The organism is Acinetobacter sp. TY1 (assembly GCF_048551395.1).
In the GTDB taxonomy this organism is placed as follows: Bacteria; Pseudomonadota; Gammaproteobacteria; order Pseudomonadales; family Moraxellaceae; genus Acinetobacter.
Genome location: NZ_JBLYZK010000034.1, coordinates 1 through 21,076 on the forward strand (window position 1 = coordinate 1; position 21,076 = coordinate 21,076).

Annotated in this window: 20 protein-coding genes; 10 read left to right on the plus strand and 10 right to left on the minus strand. The window is 37.0% G+C overall.

Annotated elements, in window-relative coordinates:
- The first annotated feature begins 294 nt into the window (after positions 1-294).
- The gene (alr, locus tag ACK2M2_RS14550) at positions 295-1,368 is read left to right on the plus strand and encodes an alanine racemase (RefSeq protein ID WP_419349563.1); all 1,074 of its coding nucleotides are present in this window, start codon (positions 295-297) and stop codon (positions 1,366-1,368) included.
- A 92-nt stretch (positions 1,369-1,460) separates the two neighbouring features.
- Here the strand turns inward: alr and ACK2M2_RS14555 are convergent, their stop codons facing one another.
- The 5 genes from ACK2M2_RS14555 to ACK2M2_RS14575 form a co-directional block, all read right to left on the minus strand.
- On the minus strand, positions 1,461-1,883 hold the full coding sequence (locus ACK2M2_RS14555; protein ID WP_409511437.1) for a BLUF domain-containing protein: 423 nt from the start codon (positions 1,881-1,883) through the stop codon (positions 1,461-1,463).
- A gap of 142 nt (positions 1,884-2,025) precedes the next feature.
- The gene (locus ACK2M2_RS14560) at positions 2,026-2,760 is read right to left on the minus strand and encodes a peptidase (protein WP_409511438.1); all 735 of its coding nucleotides are present in this window, start codon (positions 2,758-2,760) and stop codon (positions 2,026-2,028) included.
- 68 nt (positions 2,761-2,828) lie between these two features.
- The gene (locus tag ACK2M2_RS14565; RefSeq protein ID WP_419349566.1) at positions 2,829-3,608 is read right to left on the minus strand and encodes a transglutaminase family protein; all 780 of its coding nucleotides are present in this window, start codon (positions 3,606-3,608) and stop codon (positions 2,829-2,831) included.
- Positions 3,605-4,213 (minus strand): alpha-E domain-containing protein, encoded by a 609-nt coding sequence (locus tag ACK2M2_RS14570; protein WP_419349568.1) that lies wholly within the window; start codon positions 4,211-4,213, stop codon positions 3,605-3,607. The genes ACK2M2_RS14565 and ACK2M2_RS14570 overlap by 4 nt, the downstream gene beginning before the upstream one ends.
- Before the next feature lie 21 nt (positions 4,214-4,234).
- Positions 4,235-5,770 carry a circularly permuted type 2 ATP-grasp protein gene (locus ACK2M2_RS14575; RefSeq protein WP_419349570.1) on the minus strand — a complete coding sequence of 512 codons (1,536 nt, stop codon included), beginning with the start codon at positions 5,768-5,770 and terminating at the stop codon, positions 4,235-4,237.
- 224 nt (positions 5,771-5,994) lie between these two features.
- Between ACK2M2_RS14575 and ACK2M2_RS14580 the strand changes: the two genes are divergently transcribed.
- The gene (locus ACK2M2_RS14580) at positions 5,995-6,990 is read left to right on the plus strand and encodes a helix-turn-helix transcriptional regulator (protein ID WP_409511442.1); all 996 of its coding nucleotides are present in this window, start codon (positions 5,995-5,997) and stop codon (positions 6,988-6,990) included.
- Positions 6,991-7,562: 572 nt separating this feature from the next.
- On the opposite strand, the gene ACK2M2_RS14585 is transcribed toward ACK2M2_RS14580, so the two are convergent.
- From ACK2M2_RS14585 to mnmG, 5 genes are all read right to left on the minus strand, one after another.
- Positions 7,563-8,006 (minus strand): NF045616 family extracytoplasmic (lipo)protein, encoded by a 444-nt coding sequence (locus ACK2M2_RS14585; protein WP_419349572.1) that lies wholly within the window; start codon positions 8,004-8,006, stop codon positions 7,563-7,565.
- A 254-nt stretch (positions 8,007-8,260) separates the two neighbouring features.
- Positions 8,261-8,692 carry a hypothetical protein gene (locus ACK2M2_RS14590; RefSeq protein ID WP_419349573.1) on the minus strand — a complete coding sequence of 144 codons (432 nt, stop codon included), beginning with the start codon at positions 8,690-8,692 and terminating at the stop codon, positions 8,261-8,263.
- Complete coding sequence (locus ACK2M2_RS14595; protein ID WP_419349575.1) at positions 8,685-9,068, minus strand: hypothetical protein; 384 nt, start codon at positions 9,066-9,068, stop codon at positions 8,685-8,687. The genes ACK2M2_RS14590 and ACK2M2_RS14595 overlap by 8 nt, the downstream gene beginning before the upstream one ends.
- On the minus strand, positions 9,053-9,202 hold the full coding sequence (locus ACK2M2_RS14600) for a PAAR domain-containing protein (protein WP_419349577.1): 150 nt from the start codon (positions 9,200-9,202) through the stop codon (positions 9,053-9,055). The genes ACK2M2_RS14595 and ACK2M2_RS14600 overlap by 16 nt, the downstream gene beginning before the upstream one ends.
- Before the next feature lie 159 nt (positions 9,203-9,361).
- Positions 9,362-11,242: a tRNA uridine-5-carboxymethylaminomethyl(34) synthesis enzyme MnmG gene (gene mnmG, locus ACK2M2_RS14605; RefSeq protein ID WP_409511446.1), complete on the minus strand. Its 1,881-nt coding sequence runs from the start codon at positions 11,240-11,242 to the stop codon at positions 9,362-9,364.
- Between the two features lie 274 nt (positions 11,243-11,516).
- On the opposite strand from mnmG, the gene ACK2M2_RS14610 reads away from it, so the two are divergent.
- The 8 genes from ACK2M2_RS14610 (at position 11,517) to ACK2M2_RS14645 (ending at position 21,038) form a co-directional block, all read left to right on the plus strand.
- Positions 11,517-11,768 carry a hypothetical protein gene (locus tag ACK2M2_RS14610; protein WP_409511447.1) on the plus strand — a complete coding sequence of 84 codons (252 nt, stop codon included), beginning with the start codon at positions 11,517-11,519 and terminating at the stop codon, positions 11,766-11,768.
- 506 nt (positions 11,769-12,274) lie between these two features.
- The gene (locus ACK2M2_RS14615) at positions 12,275-13,162 is read left to right on the plus strand and encodes a bile acid:sodium symporter family protein (RefSeq protein WP_409511448.1); all 888 of its coding nucleotides are present in this window, start codon (positions 12,275-12,277) and stop codon (positions 13,160-13,162) included.
- A 133-nt stretch (positions 13,163-13,295) separates the two neighbouring features.
- On the plus strand, positions 13,296-14,192 hold the full coding sequence (prmA, locus tag ACK2M2_RS14620) for a 50S ribosomal protein L11 methyltransferase (RefSeq protein ID WP_419349579.1): 897 nt from the start codon (positions 13,296-13,298) through the stop codon (positions 14,190-14,192).
- A 23-nt stretch (positions 14,193-14,215) separates the two neighbouring features.
- On the plus strand, positions 14,216-15,277 hold the full coding sequence (locus ACK2M2_RS14625; RefSeq protein WP_419349581.1) for a zinc-ribbon and DUF3426 domain-containing protein: 1,062 nt from the start codon (positions 14,216-14,218) through the stop codon (positions 15,275-15,277).
- 374 nt (positions 15,278-15,651) lie between these two features.
- Entirely contained in the window at positions 15,652-15,921 is a 270-nt protein-coding gene (fis, locus tag ACK2M2_RS14630) for a DNA-binding transcriptional regulator Fis (protein ID WP_001086304.1), read from the plus strand.
- A gap of 94 nt (positions 15,922-16,015) precedes the next feature.
- Positions 16,016-17,590, plus strand: coding sequence for a bifunctional phosphoribosylaminoimidazolecarboxamide formyltransferase/IMP cyclohydrolase (gene purH / locus ACK2M2_RS14635; protein ID WP_409511451.1), 1,575 nt, complete (start codon positions 16,016-16,018; stop codon positions 17,588-17,590).
- Between the two features lie 163 nt (positions 17,591-17,753).
- Positions 17,754-19,037, plus strand: a complete 1,284-nt coding sequence (gene purD / locus ACK2M2_RS14640) for a phosphoribosylamine--glycine ligase (RefSeq protein ID WP_419349583.1) — start codon at positions 17,754-17,756, stop codon at positions 19,035-19,037.
- A 1,128-nt stretch (positions 19,038-20,165) separates the two neighbouring features.
- Complete coding sequence (locus tag ACK2M2_RS14645) at positions 20,166-21,038, plus strand: MetQ/NlpA family ABC transporter substrate-binding protein (protein WP_409511453.1); 873 nt, start codon at positions 20,166-20,168, stop codon at positions 21,036-21,038.
- Positions 21,039-21,076: the final 38 nt, after the last annotated feature.

A 21,076-nucleotide genomic window follows, 5' to 3' on the forward strand; every position in this document is an offset into this window, starting at 1 on the left:
CCACTTACCCAAGTTACGCCTTAAATTTGGCTCAATTAGGGGCGCTTTGCATTTCAAATCTTTGTGCAACAAAGCCCAATAGATATGTTTTATCGATTCAAAGCTGATAGATGATTAAAAACTTAAATGCTCATGTCCATTTAGACTTGATAGGTCTACAATATTGTCGGTTTAAAATATACGCCTGAAACATAAGCACGTTTAAAACTTATATTTTCAAAATTTAGTCCCCTAACATGAGCGACATTGTATGAAATGTCGTTCTACATTTGCCATTCCCAAGGAGTAACACGGGTGCGTCAAGCAACAGTTTATATTGATAGTCAAGCGTTGCAATATAACTTAAATCGCGTTAAACAACTTGCGCCTACAGCTAAAATTGTTAGTATGATCAAAGCTAATGCCTATGGGCACGGCGTTAAAGACTGCTTAGATGCCTTAAGTGAAACCGATGCTTTTGGTGTTGCCCACCTTGAAGAAGCACTTGAAATTCGCGCATTAGGTTTTCAACAACCGATTACTCTCATTGAAGGGGTTTTCAGTGCCGATGAAATGGTAATTTCCATTGAGCAAAATATTGAAATTGTCGTACATCACCAAATTCAACTCGATTGGTTAAATGCACACAAAGATATCTATATCGCTAAAGGCTTAAAAGTTTGGGTCAAACTCAATAGTGGCATGAATCGTCTTGGTTTTAAATTTCCCGAGATCATTAATATTATTAATACATTAAAAGCCGATGGCTTTACGTGTGTTCTCGCAATGCATTTTGCCAATGCTGATGCTGAAAATCACCCACTAAATGAACAACAAAAAAATCAATTTTTAGATGTGAAAGAAGCTTGTGATCCAATCATGGCGTCTTGCTGTAATTCTGCGGCAATTTTCAAATGGCCTGAATTGAATTTTGATTTTGTTCGTCCAGGTATTATGCTCTATGGTGCATCACCATTTGCAGATAAATCGGTACAAGATCTAGACATCAAGCCTGTGATGACCTTTACCGCGGAAATCATTGCACTCAATCAAATTCAAGCAGGTGAATCGGTTGGTTATGGTTCAACTTTTGTTGCTGAACAAGCCATGAATATTGCAATTGTTTCTATTGGTTATGGCGATGGCTATCCTCGTGCATTTCCAAAACAAAACTACGTCGCCATCAATGGTCAAACAACTCGTGTAATTGGTCGTGTCGCAATGGATATGATCGCTATTGATGTTACAGGTTTAAATGCCCCTTTAGGTACAATTGTTGAACTTTGGGGTAAAAACCGTCTAGTTGATGAAGTTGCAGAAGCCAATGGAACCATTGGCTATGAGTTACTTTGCCGTATGAGTAATCGACCTGTGCGTAAAAAACTCTAATTTTCGCTCCTAAATAAGAAGCTAAGCCATGCTTGGTTTCTTATTTAAAGACTTAAACCTCAAATTTTAGACTGCTTATATGTTTAAACTATTTATACTTCAACAGCCTTTGCATCATATAAAAGTGTTAAAAACTCAGGCAAATCCTGTTCATTCAGCTTAAGCGGCTCAAAATAATCAAATCCTTTTTGTCGAAAAAATTGCTGTACTTGACTATTTCGACTGACATATTTCATTGACCACTGGCTAAAATGCATCTGCTCAATTGGATTACGACTCAAAATACGAATATCCATATGACGCGAATCTCTATACAGCTTCACCACTAGATTTTCAACAATCGACTGCTCACCTTCAATACACTGGAAGAAATAACGATCTGCAAAAAATAAAGCCCCATGCACATTATGCTTAATATTAAAATGACGTGCTTCATTCAAGATGTTACGTAAATCATTTAAAATATGTTTATCTGAAGCAGTTGCCTCACTTGCATAGCAGAGTTGAAATTTCATGATTTAATATCACTCAATTTTATTTTTATGATTGTTTTATAACCTAAGAACCAATTAAAAACAACTCTATGAAATAGTAGCAATGTTTTCATTAGATTACATATGCACATTTTTATCTAACTACTGTTCATATCACCCCAATCTAAGCAAAGTAATCTGGAGTTGGCTTTGGCATTTCCTGCAATCCACTACGCAAAGTCTCCGACCATTGCTTACTAATACTCTGAAAATACTGATCATCTTCAGTAATTCGCTTACCTGTAGGCTGTTTTAAACTATCTTTAGTATAAATCAGGGCATCGAGTGGCATTCCAACCGATACATTTGAGCGCAATGTTGAATCAAAGGAAATTAGACTACAGCGTAATGCCTCGTCTAAGGGCATTTCATAATGCAGTGCACGATCTAAAATTGGTTTCCCATATTTACTTTCACCAATTTGAAAATAGGGCGTATCACGGGTAGCACAAATAAAATTACCTTGCGGATAAATATTATATAACTGCATCTCTGTACCCGAAATCTGCCCTGCGACCAAAATACTGCAAAAATAATTGCTCTGCTCTATAGGATCAGTCGTTACATCAGCAATTACTTTTTTCAATGTTTGTCCAACAAGTTCCGCCATTTCAAACATGGTATTCACGCTATACAAATGCGGTTCTTGTTTTAAAGCCAAATGATTTTCAAGATGCCCTATCACTGCCTGTGTAGTCGCTAAATTTCCCGATGTTTGTATACAGATAAAACGCTCGTTCTCCACCCCAAAAGTATAAAGTTTACGATAGACAGAAATATGATCAATTCCTGCATTGGTTCTTGTATCGCTGATAAAAACGAAACCATCTTGTAATCGCAGTGCACAGCAATATGTCATTTTGTTACCTTTTATTTTTATTCCGATGGCTCTAGTAGTTAAAATACATGTAACTTATCGCGCTTATCTTAACAGGGAAGCACCTGAACAATCGAGTGCATTGTTTCAATTCCACCCCGTGTGCGTACACCACGTACTGGTGCAACATCCCAATAATCACGCCCCACAGCAACATAAATATGCGCTGATGGCTTAAACAATTGATTACTGACATCAAAACAATGCCAGTGCCCATCAAGCCAAATTTCAGCCCATGCGTGGCTCGCCAAATGAATCATATCGGTCACATATAAGTAGCCCGATACATAGCGTGCAGGAACACCCAATGCCTTACACATCGCAATAAAAACATGGCTGTGATCTTGACAAACACCCTGTCGATCATTAAATGATTGAATAGCACTGTGGGTCACCGAAGTACTTTCCGAAAGATAAGGCATCACGTGTAATACCGCTTGCGCAAGCTTTTTTAAATGCTCAAGACTAACATTTGGCACATATTTTTGTGCAAAATTGAGCATTTCAGCATTACATAAAGTCGTTTCTGTCATTTGCAAAAAAATACTTGGAGGTACTTGTGAAGCAATTCCAAAAAGATTATCAGGATTAATCTCCACCACGCCCTGCGCCATAATAAGCAATTGTTGATAATTTTCTACTTGCGTACTTGTCATCCAGACATTGTCAAAAGCATCTTTACTCGATGCATTAACACCGGGAATACTCACATCCCAACTGTGTACATATTGGTGCTGATTACTCTGTGGTGACATGCGAATGTATTGGATACTGCGAGAAGCAGGCTCTGAGTAATGATAATGTGTTTGGTGATTAATCATCAGTTTCATAAGCGATCCAACGTAAAAATGTTGTGTATTTGTTCATTTAAAAAATAAAAATTCTGAACATCAATCTTTTGCTGTAACTGTTTCCAATACGGCTCTAAATGCTCAAAACCCAATGCTTGTAACAATATAATCAACGATTCCAATTCAACAATTACAACCTCTATATGCTGCTTTAAACGTAGATGGTGATCCAACTGTTCTATTTTTTGTCCAAGGCTAAAAAATAAAAAAACCTCATGATTTTCTTCCGACTCAAGCACCTCACGACAATCTCCTGCAATATCGCAGATATACGTTCGGTTCTGTTCAGCCTCTCCAATCAATTGATTCAACTCAGCAAAAGAGCTTGCCGATAATACCCCACGTAAATCATGGATATTATTTTTTGCACATTGAAATTGTTGTTGAAATGATGTCTCTTGCGTTTCATCTTGCAGCAATACATTGAGCGATGTTGCATCAAAAACAGGTAGATAAAATGCATGAGCATATTCCACAGCACGATCATCATCGTTAAATGGAAACTGGCTACAGGCATACTGTACACGCGCCAAATAACGACCTAACCAAAAAATATTTTGTGCATTTGAAGTTAGTAAAATCATAAAATCCCCCTGAATCCGCATTTAGGCATGTAAAGGATCAATAACCCATGTATCTTTAATCCCGCCACCTTGCGATGAGTTCACCACAAGTGAACCTTGCTTCATCGCCACACGGGTTAAGCCACCTGGTACAATTTCAGTGCGGTCAGGGGCACTCAGTACAAATGGACGCAAATCAATGTGACGTTCACCAATACCACTTTGCGTTAAAGTCGGCGATACCGATAAGTCCAAGGTCGGCTGTGCAATATAGTTTTGTGGTGTCTCTATTAATTTACTACGAAACAAAGCAATTTGTTGTTCTGATGATTGTGGTCCAACTAACATGCCATAACCACCTGAACCTTGTGCTTCTTTAACCACCAATTTTTCAAGATTAGCGAGAACATAATCAAGCTGTTCAGCTTCACGACATTGATAGGTTGGAACATTTTTTAAAATAGGTGTTTCATTTAAATAATATTCAATCATTTTATCGACATAAGGATAAATAGATTTATCATCTGCCACCCCTGTACCTGGTGCATTAGCAATGACGACATTGTGTTTTAAGTAAGCCGACATTAAACCAGGAACGCCTAATGTACTGTCTGGCTTAAATGCTAAAGGGTCAATGAAGGCATCATCTAAACGGCGATAAATCACATGAACTTGTTGACGTCCACGAATGGTTTTCATATAAACTTTATCATTTTCAACAAATAAATCGAGCGATGTCACCAAAGGTATATCCATTTCTCGAGCAAGGAATGCATGCTCATAATATGCACTATTATAGCGCCCTGGCGTTAACACTACGATATTCGGTGTATCAACATGAGCATTCTCAGCCAAGACTGATTTGAGCAATTGCGGATAATGTTCAATACCTAATAAATGTTTTTCACACAATTCAGGCATCAGTTTTTGACTCATCTTACGGCTTTCAAGCATGTAAGACACACCTGATGGCGTGCGAAGATTATCCTCAAGTACATAAAAATCTCCACTACCATCTCGAATAATATCGACACCACTAATTTGGCTATAAATCTTCCCATGTAAGTTATGCCCAATCATCATAGGTTGATATGCCTCATGACTCAGCACTTGAAGCTCAGGAATGATGCCTTCTTTAAGAATATGTCGATCATGATAAATATCATCTAAAAATAAATTCAATGCTTTGACACGTTGTGTGCAGCCTCGTGCAATATGATTCCATTGTTTACGAGCGATGATGCGTGGAATCAGATCGAAAGGAATCGTACGCTCTATGCCTGAACTCTCACCATACACATTAAAAGTAATACCTTGATAGAGAAAATGCGTTTTCGCACTATCATTAAGTTGATGTAAAATCGTTAAACTATGTTGTGCTAACCACGCTTCTAAATGCTGTGTTGTTTCCACTGGTAGGCTTAAGTCATCGGTTAATTCATTAAAAAATTGTGATTTTATTTGTCCAAGTACATGTTGCGAATGGTGGCTCACATGACTGAGCTCACCTAAAATATTTCCCGTTACTGGTAAGAATTGTTCAAGGTTTAACTCTGTACTCATATTATCTTTAAGCATACAAACCTCGTTTCTTTGTTGTTGATTGTATGAGGGATATAGCAATAACAATGCCAACTCTACGGATTGCTACAGCAACTGTTTATAAACAGATGATAATTGAGGAACATACCTCTCTTTTAGCTTAAGCAGAGAATGAATTGTTTTCTAGTTGCGGAATGTGAATATTTTTCTTATTGTGTCATTCTAATGTTGTTCCTCAAATCTTATTTAATTGATTAATTATGCCTGCACAAGAAAAAGAAACTTCCAATAGCCTTTATCGTCAGTGGCAAATTCTTTCCCGACTCTCTACAGGGAAATGGTTAGGCACACGTGAATTACAAGAAAGCCTCATCCGTGAAGGCATTGATATTAGTCTACGTACCATTCAGCGTGATTTAAATCAAATTGCACAACGCTTCCCAATTGAAAGCAACAAAACAGTGCCTCAGGGTTGGCGTTGGCGCTCAGATGCCCCTATTCAAAGTTTACCCAATATGACGAGCTCTCAAGCAGTTACTTTTATGATGGTTGAGGAACATTTAAAGCATTTACTTCCACCAAGTCTAATTGATGAAATGAATCCTTGGTTTGATTTAGCACGGCGCAGCCTATCGAGCCAAAATAATGTGCGCCAATGGATTAATCGTGTTCGAATTGTTCCTGCTAGTCAGCCACTTATTCCCCCACTCGTTGAACGACAAGCACAGCAAGCCATTTATGAAGGTTTATTGCAGGATAAACAAATCGAATGTATTTATCGTTCACGAGGGCATCAAAGTGAAGAACGTAATTACACCCTTAATCCACTAGGGTTAGTACAAAAAGGTGCCATTATTTATCTGATCTGCACACGTTTAGATAAGTCAGATGTTCAAACCTTTGCCTTACATCGTTTTCAATCTGCAACTGTGTTAGATACTCGTGCTATGCATCCTGTAGATTTTGATATTGATAAATATATAGATTCAGGCGCTTTAGGTTTCCGTGTCGACTTCAACAAGCCCACTGAAAGTATTGAACTTAAATTATTCATGAATGAAAGTGATGCACTACATTTTAGTGAAAGCCAACTCAGCCATGCGCAAACCATCACACAACTCAATGATCAACTGTATGAAATCAGTGCTGTTGTTCCTTTTACTTCGCAATTAGTTTGGTGGTTACGTAGTTTTGGTCAAAAAATTGTGCGTATTGAACCCATTGAAGTGTTTAATGCAGTTCATGAAATTGAATAATGCCTTATTTTCATTTTGAAAAAAATCATGCAATAAAAAAGAGCCTGAATTCAGGCTCTTTTCATAGTTTTTTATTTTAGATTATTCAATTCATTTTTATTTATTCGATTTCTTTATTATTGATTAGATTTCACTATTTTATTGTCATTTTATCTTTCTAAATTTTGAAAATTAATGCCTGCAATGTCATATCACAAAAACTCTCATGGCTGTTAATACGGTATGACAGTACAGACATCAATATTTCATTAGCGATTTAAGTTGAATGATCAAGCTATACATGCAAGATCGCCACTGTTGTAACGGATTGATTTTTTAGTCATATCGTTCACCTCTGTTTGAAAGTAAGTTCAATTTAACCAAATTGTTTCATGCTGAGAAATAATTAAAAATGCTGAGTAATTTAATTAAACTTATTATGAGATTTTATTATTCGATAACATACACTTAACCCAATTTAATTTTAATTCGAAAAATTCAAACATAGACTGTAGTAACTTAAATTACTGAAATTAATTTTCTAACTTTTCAAAAAATTTAGGTAAGTATTCAAACCTATCACTCTAAATATCTTATTTATCACAATTTTCAGTTGATGTTACGACTTTAATCTGAAAAGTATTATTTTGTTTTAAAACACATGCTCTGGTAAAAAAGTTTTTATCCGTATCTAAAATAAAATCGTACGGTTTATCCAGTTCAAATAAATGAATTGGAATAGGAAAGCATTCTTGTTCTTTTAACGGAAATATATGCTCTTTAAGCATAATTTTTTTTTCAAAATTATTTCCTCTAGTATTATAACTAGATAAAGCTGTATAAATTAAGAAATACGAATCTTTATTTTTTTCATCAAGAAATGATTTTTTGCTATTTGTATATAAACAAATATTCTTGTTTTTAACAAGTAATGATAATGGTAGTTTCTGGGCACGCTTTTCATATTCACATCCATTAAAAAATAATAAAACAATAGATAGTGAAAGAGAAATACCTAATATTTTTTTTATAATCATTCTAAGACTAAACCTTTGGAAGTAAATTTTTATCTTTAGGATTATGTAAAAAATCTCTTAAAATATATTCTACATAACCTATTATTTTGATACTTTTTTGATGGTGCTCTCTATAAGGATTTTCATGTTGCAAATATCCAGCATCATACCAAAATTCAATAATTCGTCCTTGCTGTTCAAAATTAAATTCATTGAATTTTTTATTTGCATCTGCCCCACTTAAATCTGTAACATAAGCTTTATAATCACCGCTTTTAGGAGTATCTACTGACTGTCAGAACGGTAGTACCATATCCCCCTTTACACAGTTGATTAATCCCATGCCAAACCGCATTTTCACCCAATTGGTATTGCCAGACATGGGTCATTTCATGAATGAACCAATGCTTATCGGTAGTATTTTTAGCAATACTAAAATCTTTAATATTTAAATATTCTTGATTTGGCAAATGAATATATCCTGCGGGGGTCATAGCATTTCCTGTCAACGTCGGTATTCCCAATATCCCACCACGAACAATTCTTACCTTGCTATAATCAATTGCATTTTTAAATACTTGCTGACACATGGCAATTTCACCACTGGTTAACAGCCGTTCTACATCCACCTGTAACGGTGTAGGATTGTTTGCAGCATCCGCACGCATTTTTCGCATTTTTGCAACGCCAATAACCACACTACCCATTATCATCACTCCCATCAGTAATATGAATTTCTATTTCATCATTTTCCATACCACTAATTAGTTGTGTCATACCATCTTCATCTGTATGGCCTCTAAGTACAAGATGACCGTTTTTATATATTTCATATTCTCCATTGCGAATGACTTCATCTGTATTTTGACTACGCAATAAAAATCGTTCTGCAAATTCATGAGTAGGCTGATCAAGTATCAATTGAGTCAGGAACTCTTTACCTAAAGCAATACCACCTGTATCGGCAAAAGCAAGACTTTGATTCGCAATAAAACTTGCCCCACAGGATGTCCTATTTCCTTCAAAAATAGTTTTTCGCCCCATAGCTGTCTTAGTACTGTCTGTGCCTAGAGCAGAAACCATTTTTTACATAGAGGACAAAAGTGTTGCATACCATCTAAATGAACTTTCTTTCCATCAATAGTAAAAGTATCTAATACTTCTGAAACAACACCACCATGAGTTGTTGTAGCATTTTTTGTTATAAATTCTTTCATTTTTCTCTAATTGTTTTATATCTGATCTAATTAATATACACGAAATTCAAATACGATACTTGCACCACCGAATATTAACAAATAAGCCTATAAAGCCTCATTTTTTTAAAAATATGAAAAAACCCGCACTAAGCGGGTTTTTTACAACTTTAAAAAGTCTTATGCAGATTTTTTCGCTGCATTATTCTTACGTATCGTAATCATAATCAACTGAACAGCCGCAGGTGTTACACCCGGAATACGCCCTGCTTGACCTAAAGTTTCAGGACGAACATCTTTCAACTTCAAAGTAATTTCACGAGACAAGCCCGAAACGACATCATAATCAAATTCAGCAGGAATACGAGTTTCTTCCAGACGCTTCATTTGAGCAACATCTTCTTGCTGACGATTGATATAACCTGCATATTTCACCGCAATTTCAATTTGCTCACCAACAAATGCAGAAACCTCAGAACCCGTAATTTCAGCAATTTGCGCAAAGTTGATATTTGGACGTTTCAATAAATCAATCGCATTGGTTTCTTTAGACAAGTCATCACCTGTCAAATCAACGAATTTTTTACCCAATGGATTATTTGGCGCAGCCCAAAGATGTTGTAAACGACCCGTTTCTTTTTCTACTGCTTCCATTTTTTCACAATACACATTCCAACGCTCATCATCCACCAAGCCCATTTCACGACCAATGGCTGTTAAACGCTGATCCGCATTGTCTTCACGAAGCATCAAACGATATTCCGCACGTGAGGTAAACATACGGTATGGTTCTTTCGTACCTAAAGTAATCAAGTCATCCACAAGAACGCCCATATACGCCTCATCACGTTTTGGTGTCCATTGCTCTTGATCCCATGCACGGCGAGCGGCATTTAAACCTGCCAATAAACCTTGTGCACCAGCTTCTTCATAACCTGTTGTACCGTTAATTTGACCAGCAAAGTATAAGTTATTAATAGCTTTGGTTTCTAAAGAGAATTTTAATGCTTGAGGATTAAAATAATCATATTCAATCGCATAACCTGGACGAAGAATGTGCGCATTCTCCATACCACGAATTGAACGCACCAATTCAAACTGAACATCAAACGGTAACGATGTTGAAATACCATTTGGATAAAGTTCATGTGTATCCAAGCCTTCAGGCTCTAAGAATACTTGATGCGAATTTTTATCGGCAAATTTATGAATTTTATCTTCAATCGATGGGCAATAACGTGGACCCACACCCTCAATCACACCTGTATACATTGGTGAACGATCTAAACCACCACGAATAATATCGTGCGTTTTTTCGTTTGTATGCGTGATATAACAATTCACTTGTTCAGGATGCATTGATGCATCGCCCATGAACGACATAGTCGGCGATGGAAAATCACCTGGTTGCGGTGTCATTACAGAGAAATCAACCGAACGCGCATCAATACGTGGTGGTGTACCTGTTTTTAAGCGACCCACTGGTAAATTTAATTCACGTAAACGTGCCGCCAATGAAATTGACGGTGGATCACCGGCGCGACCACCTGAAGACTGATTCAAACCAACGTGAATGATTCCGCCCAAAAAAGTACCTGAGGTAAGGACAACGGTTTTCGCTTCAAAACGAATCCCCATTTGTGTCACAACACCTTTTACAGTATCTCCTTCAAGAATCAAATCATCTGCTGATTGTTGGAAAATATCCAAATTGGCTTGGTTTTCTAAAACATCACGAATCGCAGCTTTATAACGGATACGGTCGGCTTGCGCACGTGTCGCACGAACCGCTGCACCTTTACGTGAGTTTAAAATACGAAACTGAATACCACCTTTATCTGCAGCCAAAGCCATCGCACCACCAAGGGCATCAATTTCACGCACTAAATGCGATTTACCAATACCACCAATGGCAGGGTTACAACTCATCTGCCCTAAAGTTTCAATGTTGTGTGTTAATAGTAGTGTCTGTCGCCCCATACGCGCCGCAGCCAATGCTGCTTCCGTACCTGCGTGACCGCCACCGATCACAATGACATCGTATACTTTAGGATAATGCATAGTCGTAAAAAGGAGATTAAAAATGACTGACTATTGTAGCAAAATTTTGAATTGAGTTTTGCTCTGTTTTTAATTTTTATTGAACTCATCAATTATTAAGAAATAATAACATTATTACACTCCGTGACATTCTGTTGCAAAATATCGTAAAAAGTTCATATTAATAATGAAAAAAGAAAATTATGATTAAAATTCAGTCCATTTAGGATGATGTGATATATCCAAGTTTTTCTCAAATTGAATGATTCTCAAATCTAATGAAAGGAAATACATGATGAATACCACTATTGCAAAAATTATTTCATCAGCACTACTTTGTGTTGCTACGGTATCTTTTGCACATGCCAAAGATACCGCTTCTCAAAATGAAGTGAAGAAACAAATCCAAATCTGTAGTAAGAAAAAACAAGGGGATTGGGTTGTATATGCTAACAAAGGTGTAATTTTTAACGGCACCTGCGAACCTAATGAAAATGGTAAACTTCAATTTCACTTCCCTGCACCTCCAGGTGGTGCAACTCAATAACCTTTAAGGTAAGCACTCTGGTGTAACACTAAAGGGATTGAGAAAATTATTGGCAAAATCTACCTATATGCTTTTATTTCTATAATTCAATTAAAATCTAGATATCCGCTTGAAATATATGCTTCCACACTTAAAGTTTCTATTAAGTTACTTTTTCTATATATCTTCAGGCGAATATCTATTTAATTTTATGAATCAGTTCTGCCTGCCGACAACCAATCTACCCTCTATTATTAATACAAATGATAAAGTCATTCGCTTAGACAATCATTCGTTAAAAAATTAACTTAAAATTTTCCATCAATTTTAAATCTTCTCTAAGTTAATCATTTTTTATTTTTATCCATTTTTTATAACCGTCCAATCACTTAAATAATGATTGTTTTGCCTTACATGAGAAAATACCTACTTTATATATTAAGGCACAAAAAACCTACCCAAATAAGAATAAATACATTAGTTTAAAGAAGATTAATTTTATAAAAAAACAAAAAGGATAGAACCACATGGATTCCGGAATTATCACCATCATGCTGCCTTTGGCATTATCTATTATTATGATCGGACTAGGTCTAGAGCTAACCCCTAAAGATTTCGCTCGAGTTAGCAAACATCCTAAAGCTGTTTTAATTGCACTTTTTTGCCAATTGATACTTTTGGTTAGCATCGCCTTTATGATCTGCAAAATACTTGCACTGCCACCACTTTTATCTGTTGGTCTCATGTTATTGGCAGCATCACCAGGAGGGAGTACCGCAAATCTGTTCAGTTACTTATTTAAAGGTGATATTGCGCTCAATATTACTCTGACGGCAATTAACTCTGTAATCGCAGCCTTCACCCTACCATTAATTATGAATTTTTCGATTCAATACTTTATGAATGATGGGCAACAAATCAGCTTAGAGTTCAGTAAAATTCTACAAGTATTCGGCATTATTATTATACCCGTCTGTATTGGTATGCTGATTCGTCACTATGCGCCACATTTCACCGAAAAATTAAATAAACCATTACGTATTTTTGCCGTCGTTTTCCTTGTACTCATTATTATTGGTGCAATTGCCAAAGAACGCACTCAAATTATGCAATATTTAACCCAAGTAGGTTTAGCAACAGTGATTTTCTGCCTATGCAGCCTAACCATTGGTTATTTTGTCCCACGTATGTTGGGTATCAATACAGCACAAGCGCGTGCTTGCGCATTTGAAATTGGCATTCATAACAGTACATTAGCAATGACGATTGCCCTTACAGTGATGGCTAGCAGTACCATTGCAATGCCTGCAGCAGTGTATTCTATTTTCATGTATGTTTTTGCAGCATTGTTTGGTTTTGCACTGAATCGATTTACCGAACAACCATCAATTGAAAATACGGCATCATCACATTAACTTATTACATGGACTGTAATTTATAAAGATATAAACAATAAGGGATCCCCATTTCTCTAAGATTTGAGGTGTCGTTCTGTTGTTGCATCCGTTACAATAGCCGACTGATGAAAATATATTTAGGTTATAACTCGTGAAGTGGTTACAAATTCATATTACTATTGAACAAGCTCAAGTTGATTTTACTGAAACATTACTTAGCTCTCTTGGAGCAGTGAGTGTCACTTTAGATGATGCTGAAAATCAAGATTTACTTGAACCACTTCCGGGCGAAACACCGCTTTGGAATAAAGTCATTGTAACGGGTATTTATGCACAAGAAGAAGGTGAAGAAATTGATGTTTCAGCTTTAGAAACATTTATTCGCACCCAGCTTCCTACTGAACCAATGCGTAGCGAGTTTATGGAAGACCAAGAATGGGAACGTACATGGATGGATGCGTATGAGCCGATTCAAATTGCAGAAAAATATTGGATTGTTCCTGAATGGATGGAAGCACCTGAAGCCGATGCTGTAAACATCAAACTTGATCCAGGCTTGGCTTTTGGTACAGGTAACCATGCATCGACATTCTTATGCCTACAATGGTTAGGTAAAACTGACGTCAAAGATAAAATTGTCATCGATTATGGTTGTGGCTCAGGTATTTTAGGCGTTGCTGCATTACTTTTAGGTGCTAAAAAAGTCTATGCGACTGATATTGATCCACAAGCTGTACTTGCAACCAAACAAAATGCTGAACTCAATGGCGTACTTGAAAATCTGTATGTTGGCTTACCTGAAGAGTTCAATATTGAACTTAAAGACGAAAAAGCAGATGTTTTTGTTGCTAACATTCTTGCAGGTCCTCTCATGATGCTTGCTAAAGAGTTCTCAACTTTGATTAAATCTGATGGCGAGTTCGCACTTGCTGGTGTAATTGAAGAGCAAGTATCTGATGTTTCTGATGTTTATTCTGAATTTTTTGATATATTAGAAGTAGAAAAACGAGATGAAACTTGGTGTCGTATTTCAGGTAAACGAAAATAACATCATAAGAGTATTGTGTACGTATGACTGACAAGCAAACCATTTGCCCCAACTGTAAAACGACCTATAAAGTTTCAGTACCACAACTTACTGTTGCTCAGGGTATGGTGTCTTGTCCAAAATGCAATACTGACTTTAATGCATTGCTCAATCTTTCACAGAATGGGCAACTCATTACTTCTGTAAAATCAAAGCAAAATGCTGAACCTGTTCCTGTAAATGTTCAGACATCAGAAAGTGTACTTGAACAAAACAATACTGACGATCTAGATCAACCACACAACACAACACATACGACTGCATCTACAACAGAAAATACGACACTTGATTTGACCACTTCTGCTAGAACTGAAATCTCTGGTATCACAGAACAATCGACTCCAACACATACTAAAATTTCAGCAGTTCCTGTTCCTGAGCAGAAGGTTTACCATGAAACTAGTGTGCTTGAAATTTTTGACCGTAAAGTTGAAAACTCAAATATTGATTTACGCACTTATTTAAATAGCCTCAATCAATTTAATCTTGATCCATTGACCAACATTCCCTCGCTCAACCTTTCAGCAGGACAAGCGCATGGGCATACCTATAGTCAACAGGAACGCTTTGAAGCGCGTAAACCGTTGTATTATTTTTGTTGGAGTTTGATCAACATTGCTCTCTTACTTGTACTTGTTTTTCAAATCCTGTGGTTCAATCCTGCTTTATTAGACAAACATCCTGCTTTACACTCAGCATTTAATACAACATGTAATCTCTTAAACTGTGACACCATTGATGATCGTTACAATCAAATTCGTGTTGAGAACATTAAAGTACAAAGAATAGGTAAATCGAGCACTCAGTTTTCAGGATCTCTGTTAAATACCTACAAAAAGAGTTTAGAAGTCCCGATCATTAAACTTACACTCAAAGCTCAAGGTCAAACGATTTTAACGCAAACCATTACTGCTAAAGATTATCTCAATGAAAGCCTCAGTGGTATTAATCGCATCCCATCAAATAGCCCATATAAGTTCAAATTTACAATTGACAAATCACGAAATGCATTTGATGAGTATTATCTTGAAATAATTCATCCTTAAAAGTAGAAAAAACATAAAAAAAGTGAAAAAAAATGTAGTTTTCTTGCTCATTTTTTCTAAGACAATGGTATGATACGCGCCACGAAAGCTTTGTCCTGCAAACTCCTCGCAATTTTAGAAAACAAATACAGTCTAATGATGTGCTTTATATTTGAATATCGCGCACGTAGATTGTTTTTTTGCCCAAAAGAGCGTTGTAACAAATTTTAAACTATTGTTACGCTTATTTTTCGCTCAATTGCACGAATTGTGGCAAGCTAAAGTTCTTGTTTTAGAGCCAACGTTTTAGGATCTAAAACGGGGCTCAGATTTTTTTAGACCTCATTGTTATATCACTTTACCCAAGTGGTATCTGATTTTTCGGATTAATTCGCATGAATAGCAAATCTCCTATTTTTACTGCACAGTCTGATGTTGCTCTACGTATTCACGTAGACCGCGCAGTTCGCCACTACTTTGCACAGTTACAAGGTGAACAACCATCTCAAGTTTATGACATGGTGCTTGCAGAAATGGAGAAACCTCTTTTATCTGTCGTTCTTGAATATACGCGTGGGAATCAGACACGCGCTGCCGAGATTCTCGGACTAAACCGCGGAACTTTACGTAAAAAGTTGAAAGCTCACGGTTTAATGAGTGAATAAATGATAAAATGCTTGCGGCTTCCGCAGGCATTTTTTTTAACCTGCTTTTGCTTAGCTATTCAATCTCTAGACTTAAATACTGTTGACGAAGATCATGACTATTAAACGCGCTTTAATCTCTGTTTCTGATAAAACCGGGATCGTTGAATTTGCCCAGAACCTTGTTGCTCTTGGGGTGGAAATTTTATCTACGGGTGGTACATACAAGTTGCTTAAAGACAACAATGTTGCCGTAGTTGAAGTTTCAGAGCACACTGGCTTCCCTGAAATGATGGATGGTCGTGTCAAAACACTGCATCCTAAAATTCACGGTGGTATCTTGGCTCGTCGTGGTCTAGACGAAGCTGTTATGGCTGAACACAACATCGATGCGATCGATCTTGTCATTGTGAACCTTTATCCATTTGCTGAAACTGTTGCAAAACCAAACTGTTCACTTGCTGATGCGATTGAAAATATCGACATCGGTGGTCCAACAATGGTTCGTGCAGCTGCTAAAAATCATGCATCTGTAGGTATTATTGTTAATGCGTCTGACTACGCAACTGTTGTTGCTGAAATTAAAGCCGAAGGTGCTTTATCTCACGCAACGCGTTTTGACTTAGCTGTTAAAGCATTTGAGCATACAGCTCAGTATGATGGCATGATTGCATCTTACTTAGGCGCTCGTGTAGGTAAAGACGAAGGTCAAGCTGATAAGTTTGCACGCACTTTCAATACTCAGCTCAATAAAGTTCAAGATTTACGTTACGGTGAAAATCCGCATCAATCTGCTGCATTCTATGTAGAATCAACAGCAACTGAAGCTTCTGTTTCAACTGCGAAACAGCTTCAAGGTAAAGAATTGTCTTATAACAACATTGCAGACACTGATGCTGCGCTTGAATGTGTTAAGTCCTTCGCTAAGCCTGCTTGTGTCATCGTAAAACATGCAAACCCATGTGGCGTTGCAGTTTCTTTAGATGGTATTGCAGCTGCTTATGATCTTGCATATGCAACCGATCCTGAATCTGCATTCGGCGGCATCATTGCATTCAACCGTGAATTAGACGTTGCAACTGCGCAAGCGATTGTTGATCGTCAATTTGTTGAAGTCATCATTGCACCAAGTATTGCGGATGGCGTACTTGAAGTAACAGGCGCGAAGAAAAACGTCCGTGTACTTGTATGTGGTGAACTTCCTGCAATTGATTCACGTCAATCTCAACTTGATTACAAACGTGTGAATGGCGGTTTATTGGTTCAAGACCAAGACTTAGGCATGATCACCAAAGATGATCTCAAAGTTGTGACTAAGGTTGCACCAACGGATGCTGAAATTGACGACATGATTTTCGCTTGGAAAGTTGCGAAATATGTAAAATCGAATGCGATTGTTTATGCTAAAGGGCGTCAAACTATTGGTGTCGGTGCAGGTCAAATGAGCCGTGTAAACTCTGCTCGTATTGCTGCCATCAAAGCTGAACATGCAGGTTTAGTGGTTGAAGGTGCAGTTATGGCATCTGATGCATTCTTCCCATTCCGTGATGGTATTGATAATGCTGCTAAAGCAGGAATCAAATGTATCATTCAGCCGGGTGGTTCTATGCGTGATGAAGAAACGATTGCAGCTGCGGATGAAGCTGGCATTGCAATGGTCTTCACAGGTATGCGTCATTTCCGTCATTAATTGATTAAAAGTCATATTTATTAACCCCCCTAAATCCCCCTTTGTAACAAAGGGGGAATTTTCACAAATAAAGGTATGTTTTTATTGGTGAAGCCCCTTTTTTTTTACAGGGGGAGAAGCATGGCTTCGCAAGGTGGGATTCTTTTCTTTAAGGGATTTTTAGATGAACATTTTAGTTTTGGGTAATGGCGGTCGTGAACATGCACTTGCATGGAAAATCGCTCAAGATGAAAAAGTTGCCAAAGTTTTTGTAGCCCCTGGCAACGCAGGTTCTGCAACTGAAAATAAATGTGAAAATGTTGCCTTAAACATTTTAGACAATGCAGCAATTATCGACTTTGCTAAAAATAATGCTGTTGATTTAGTTATTGTTGGGCCTGAAGCACCTCTTGTAAATGGTGTGGTTAATGCAGGTCGAGAAGCGGGTCTTAAAATTTGGGGACCAACTCAATTTGCAGCGCAACTTGAAGGCTCTAAGGCATTCGCAAAACACTTCCTTAAACGCCACAATATTCCAACTGCTTTCTATGACGTATTCACTGAAGTTGTTGCGGCCAAAGCCTTTGTTGAAAAAAATGGTGCGCCAATTGTGATCAAGGCTGATGGTCTTGCAGCAGGTAAAGGCGTAATCGTTGCCATGACCAATCAAGAAGCATTCGATGCCATTGATGACATGCTTGCAGGCAATAAGTTTGGAGATGCAGGTTCTCGTGTCGTCATCGAAGAATTTTTAGATGGTGAGGAAGCATCTTTCATTTGTATGATTGATGGTGACAACATTTTACCAATGGCGACTTCTCAAGATCACAAACGTATCTTTGAAGGCGATCAAGGTCCAAATACAGGCGGTATGGGTGCTTACTCTCCTGCTCCTGTTGTAACTGCTGACGTTTTCGAAAAAGCCATGAACGAAGTGATGCGTCCTACCGTTGAAGGCATGAAAAAAGACGGTCATGTATACACTGGCTTCTTATACGCAGGCTTGATGATTGATGCTCAAGGTCAACCTAAAGTCATCGAATTCAACTGTCGTTTTGGCGATCCTGAAACTCAACCCATCATGATGCGCTTAAAATCATCTTTGGTCGATCTGGTTGAAGCAGGTCTTGCAGGTAACTTACCTGCCAAAGCTGAATGGGATGAGCGTAAAACTGTCGGTATCGTTCTTGCATCTAAAGGCTATCCTGAAACATCAAGCAATGATGATGTGATTTCTGGTTTAGATACTGAAATGGCAGATGCAAAAATCTTCCATGCAGGAACGAAAGCACTTGAAAATGGAGACATTGTAACTGCGGGTGGTCGTGTACTATGCGTAACAGCTTTGGGTAATACCATTGGTGAAGCACAAGCTAAAGCATTAGAGCTTTGTCAAAAAGTAACTTTTGATGGTGTTCAATATCGTAAAGATATTGGTTACCGTGCAATTGCTCGTGAAAATGCTTAACTTTGTTTTATGACATAAAGTTTTAGGTATTTAAGAACCCGCTTAGGCGGGTTCTTAATTGCTCATTCAACCCAAAAGATCACAAACATTTCATATACACTTCACCTCAAATTGACACTAATACAGGATTATCACTGCAATATCCTTTGAATTTGCTTTATGTATATTTCTCTTTTTTTTACATTTTTTTAATAATTCCAATAGGATTCATCATATCAAAATTTGATCAACAGTATAAAAACACTTACATTCACCTATTTACAAAGCATTGTTTTTGGATCGCAAGTTCACTTCTACCATTTATCTGGTACATATTTATTATAGATTTAGGACAAAATAATGCTAATGGTTCCGCTGCACTAAGAGAAGCTATAATTATACTTATTTCACCATTTTTAGGAATTTCTATTTTTCTCCTAGGACACGTTTGTTTCATTGCCACATTCATGTGCATACATCACATGGCTCAGAAAATCCATAAGAAAACTACCAGTTTTATGCCGAGCATTATCCTCAGTGTATTGCTGATCATTATCTTATTAGAGCTGGTTTGGTGGGGAGTTTTTAGTTCCGAAAAGTCCATTCCACTTCGCATTTATACATGGAATACGTAATACTCACCTTCCCTTGGCTACCTGTTATTGGAACAATTTTGATTAAAAATAGATAGAATAGAAAAAACATTAATAGAATTAGACATTTTTCACGACTAGACGACTCAAATTATTTATATCTAAAAATAAGATAACAACCTAAAAAAAACTTATATATTATGAATAAGTATAAAATACAACCACTCTCCTTAGTACAGTCAATAAAAGTATTTGTTTTTCTTATCAAATTATTCAAAATATAGACATATGATAAACTCAACCCCATTTGTCGTAGCATGCACAAGCTACTATGTATAAGATAAATTTATTGATATGATTAATAAATCTTTAGAGATTGTTTTCCAAAATAATTTTATTTTTTTGAATAGCATTCAACAATAAAATAGCATGGTTCTCAATCAACAAAATCCATTTTAACTGGAAGTGATTTCCGGCAATAATTGAATTTCGACATCCGTGTCGAGAATGTCATACTTCTATAAAAAGCAGGCATTTCCTCTTTCAGGACACAAACATGAAAAAGCTATTTAGCGTACTGTTCAGCGCATCTGTGCTCACCCTTAGCGCATGTGGTAAACAAGAAGCACCAAAAACAGAAACAACTGAAGCGAAAGCAGGCGCAGAACAAACTGTTGTTATGGCATCAACAGGTTCAGATGCTGATATTTGGCGTTATATTGCAACTTTACCTGAAACCAAAGCTGCAGGTATTAAGCTTGAAGTGAAAAACTTCACTGACTATGTTGCAATGAACACTGCCGTTGCAAATAAAGAAGTGGACATCAATGCATTCCAATCGTATGCATACCTTGTTGCGTTCAATGAGTCGAATAAAGACAAAATTGCTCCAATTGCAACTACATATTTAGAGCCAATGGGTATTTACTCAACTAAAGTTAAAAAAGTTGAAGATTTCGCTCAAGGCGCAACCATTGCCATTCCAAATGATGGTGCAAATGAATCTCGCGCATTATTACTTTTACAATCTGCAGGCTTAGTGAAGCTTAAAGATGGTTTTGATACCGTAAAAGGTACACCTGCTGATATTACTGAAAATGTGAAGAAAATTGTGATTAAACCGATTCAAATGGCAACTGCGGTACGTGCCAAAGATGAGGTTGATGCGATTATTTTAGGTAATACCTTGGCAATGGAAGGCGGCTTAAATGTATTAAAAGATTCAATTTATTATGAGCCAACCGATCAAAGCACAAAAATGAATGTGAACGTACTCGCTGTGGCTGAATCTCGTAAAGATGATGCTGTACTGAAAAAAGTCGGTGAACTTTATCATGTTGCGGCTGTAGGCAAATATGTTCAAGAACACTTTGGCGGAACTAAAGTCGATGTAAATAAACCTGTAAGCTATCTTACAGAATCAAAATAGTTTTATAATAAGATCAACCAAACAGGCAAAGAAGATTT

Excerpts from the sequence above, each read along its gene's own strand:
- fis (WP_001086304.1), top strand. The coding sequence starts at position 15,652 with ATGAATAGCAAATCTCCTATTTTTACTGCACAGTCTGATGTTGCTCTA.
- ACK2M2_RS14615 (WP_409511448.1), top strand. The coding sequence starts at position 12,275 with ATGGATTCCGGAATTATCACCATCATGCTGCCTTTGGCATTATCTATT.
- ACK2M2_RS14565 (WP_419349566.1), bottom strand. The coding sequence starts at position 3,608 with ATGAAACTGATGATTAATCACCAAACACATTATCATTACTCAGAGCCT.
- ACK2M2_RS14625 (WP_419349581.1), top strand. The coding sequence starts at position 14,216 with ATGACTGACAAGCAAACCATTTGCCCCAACTGTAAAACGACCTATAAA.
- purH (WP_409511451.1), top strand. The coding sequence starts at position 16,016 with ATGACTATTAAACGCGCTTTAATCTCTGTTTCTGATAAAACCGGGATC.
- ACK2M2_RS14575 (WP_419349570.1), bottom strand. The coding sequence starts at position 5,770 with ATGCTTAAAGATAATATGAGTACAGAGTTAAACCTTGAACAATTCTTA.
- mnmG (WP_409511446.1), bottom strand. The coding sequence starts at position 11,242 with ATGCATTATCCTAAAGTATACGATGTCATTGTGATCGGTGGCGGTCAC.
- ACK2M2_RS14580 (WP_409511442.1), top strand. The coding sequence starts at position 5,995 with ATGCCTGCACAAGAAAAAGAAACTTCCAATAGCCTTTATCGTCAGTGG.
- ACK2M2_RS14570 (WP_419349568.1), bottom strand. The coding sequence starts at position 4,213 with ATGATTTTACTAACTTCAAATGCACAAAATATTTTTTGGTTAGGTCGT.
- ACK2M2_RS14610 (WP_409511447.1), top strand. The coding sequence starts at position 11,517 with ATGAATACCACTATTGCAAAAATTATTTCATCAGCACTACTTTGTGTT.
- purD (WP_419349583.1), top strand. The coding sequence starts at position 17,754 with ATGAACATTTTAGTTTTGGGTAATGGCGGTCGTGAACATGCACTTGCA.
- ACK2M2_RS14555 (WP_409511437.1), bottom strand. The coding sequence starts at position 1,883 with ATGAAATTTCAACTCTGCTATGCAAGTGAGGCAACTGCTTCAGATAAA.
- ACK2M2_RS14560 (WP_409511438.1), bottom strand. The coding sequence starts at position 2,760 with ATGACATATTGCTGTGCACTGCGATTACAAGATGGTTTCGTTTTTATC.
- ACK2M2_RS14590 (WP_419349573.1), bottom strand. The coding sequence starts at position 8,692 with ATGGGTAGTGTGGTTATTGGCGTTGCAAAAATGCGAAAAATGCGTGCG.
- ACK2M2_RS14595 (WP_419349575.1), bottom strand. The coding sequence starts at position 9,068 with ATGGTTTCTGCTCTAGGCACAGACAGTACTAAGACAGCTATGGGGCGA.
- ACK2M2_RS14645 (WP_409511453.1), top strand. The coding sequence starts at position 20,166 with ATGAAAAAGCTATTTAGCGTACTGTTCAGCGCATCTGTGCTCACCCTT.
- ACK2M2_RS14600 (WP_419349577.1), bottom strand. The coding sequence starts at position 9,202 with ATGAAAGAATTTATAACAAAAAATGCTACAACAACTCATGGTGGTGTT.
- ACK2M2_RS14585 (WP_419349572.1), bottom strand. The coding sequence starts at position 8,006 with ATGATTATAAAAAAAATATTAGGTATTTCTCTTTCACTATCTATTGTT.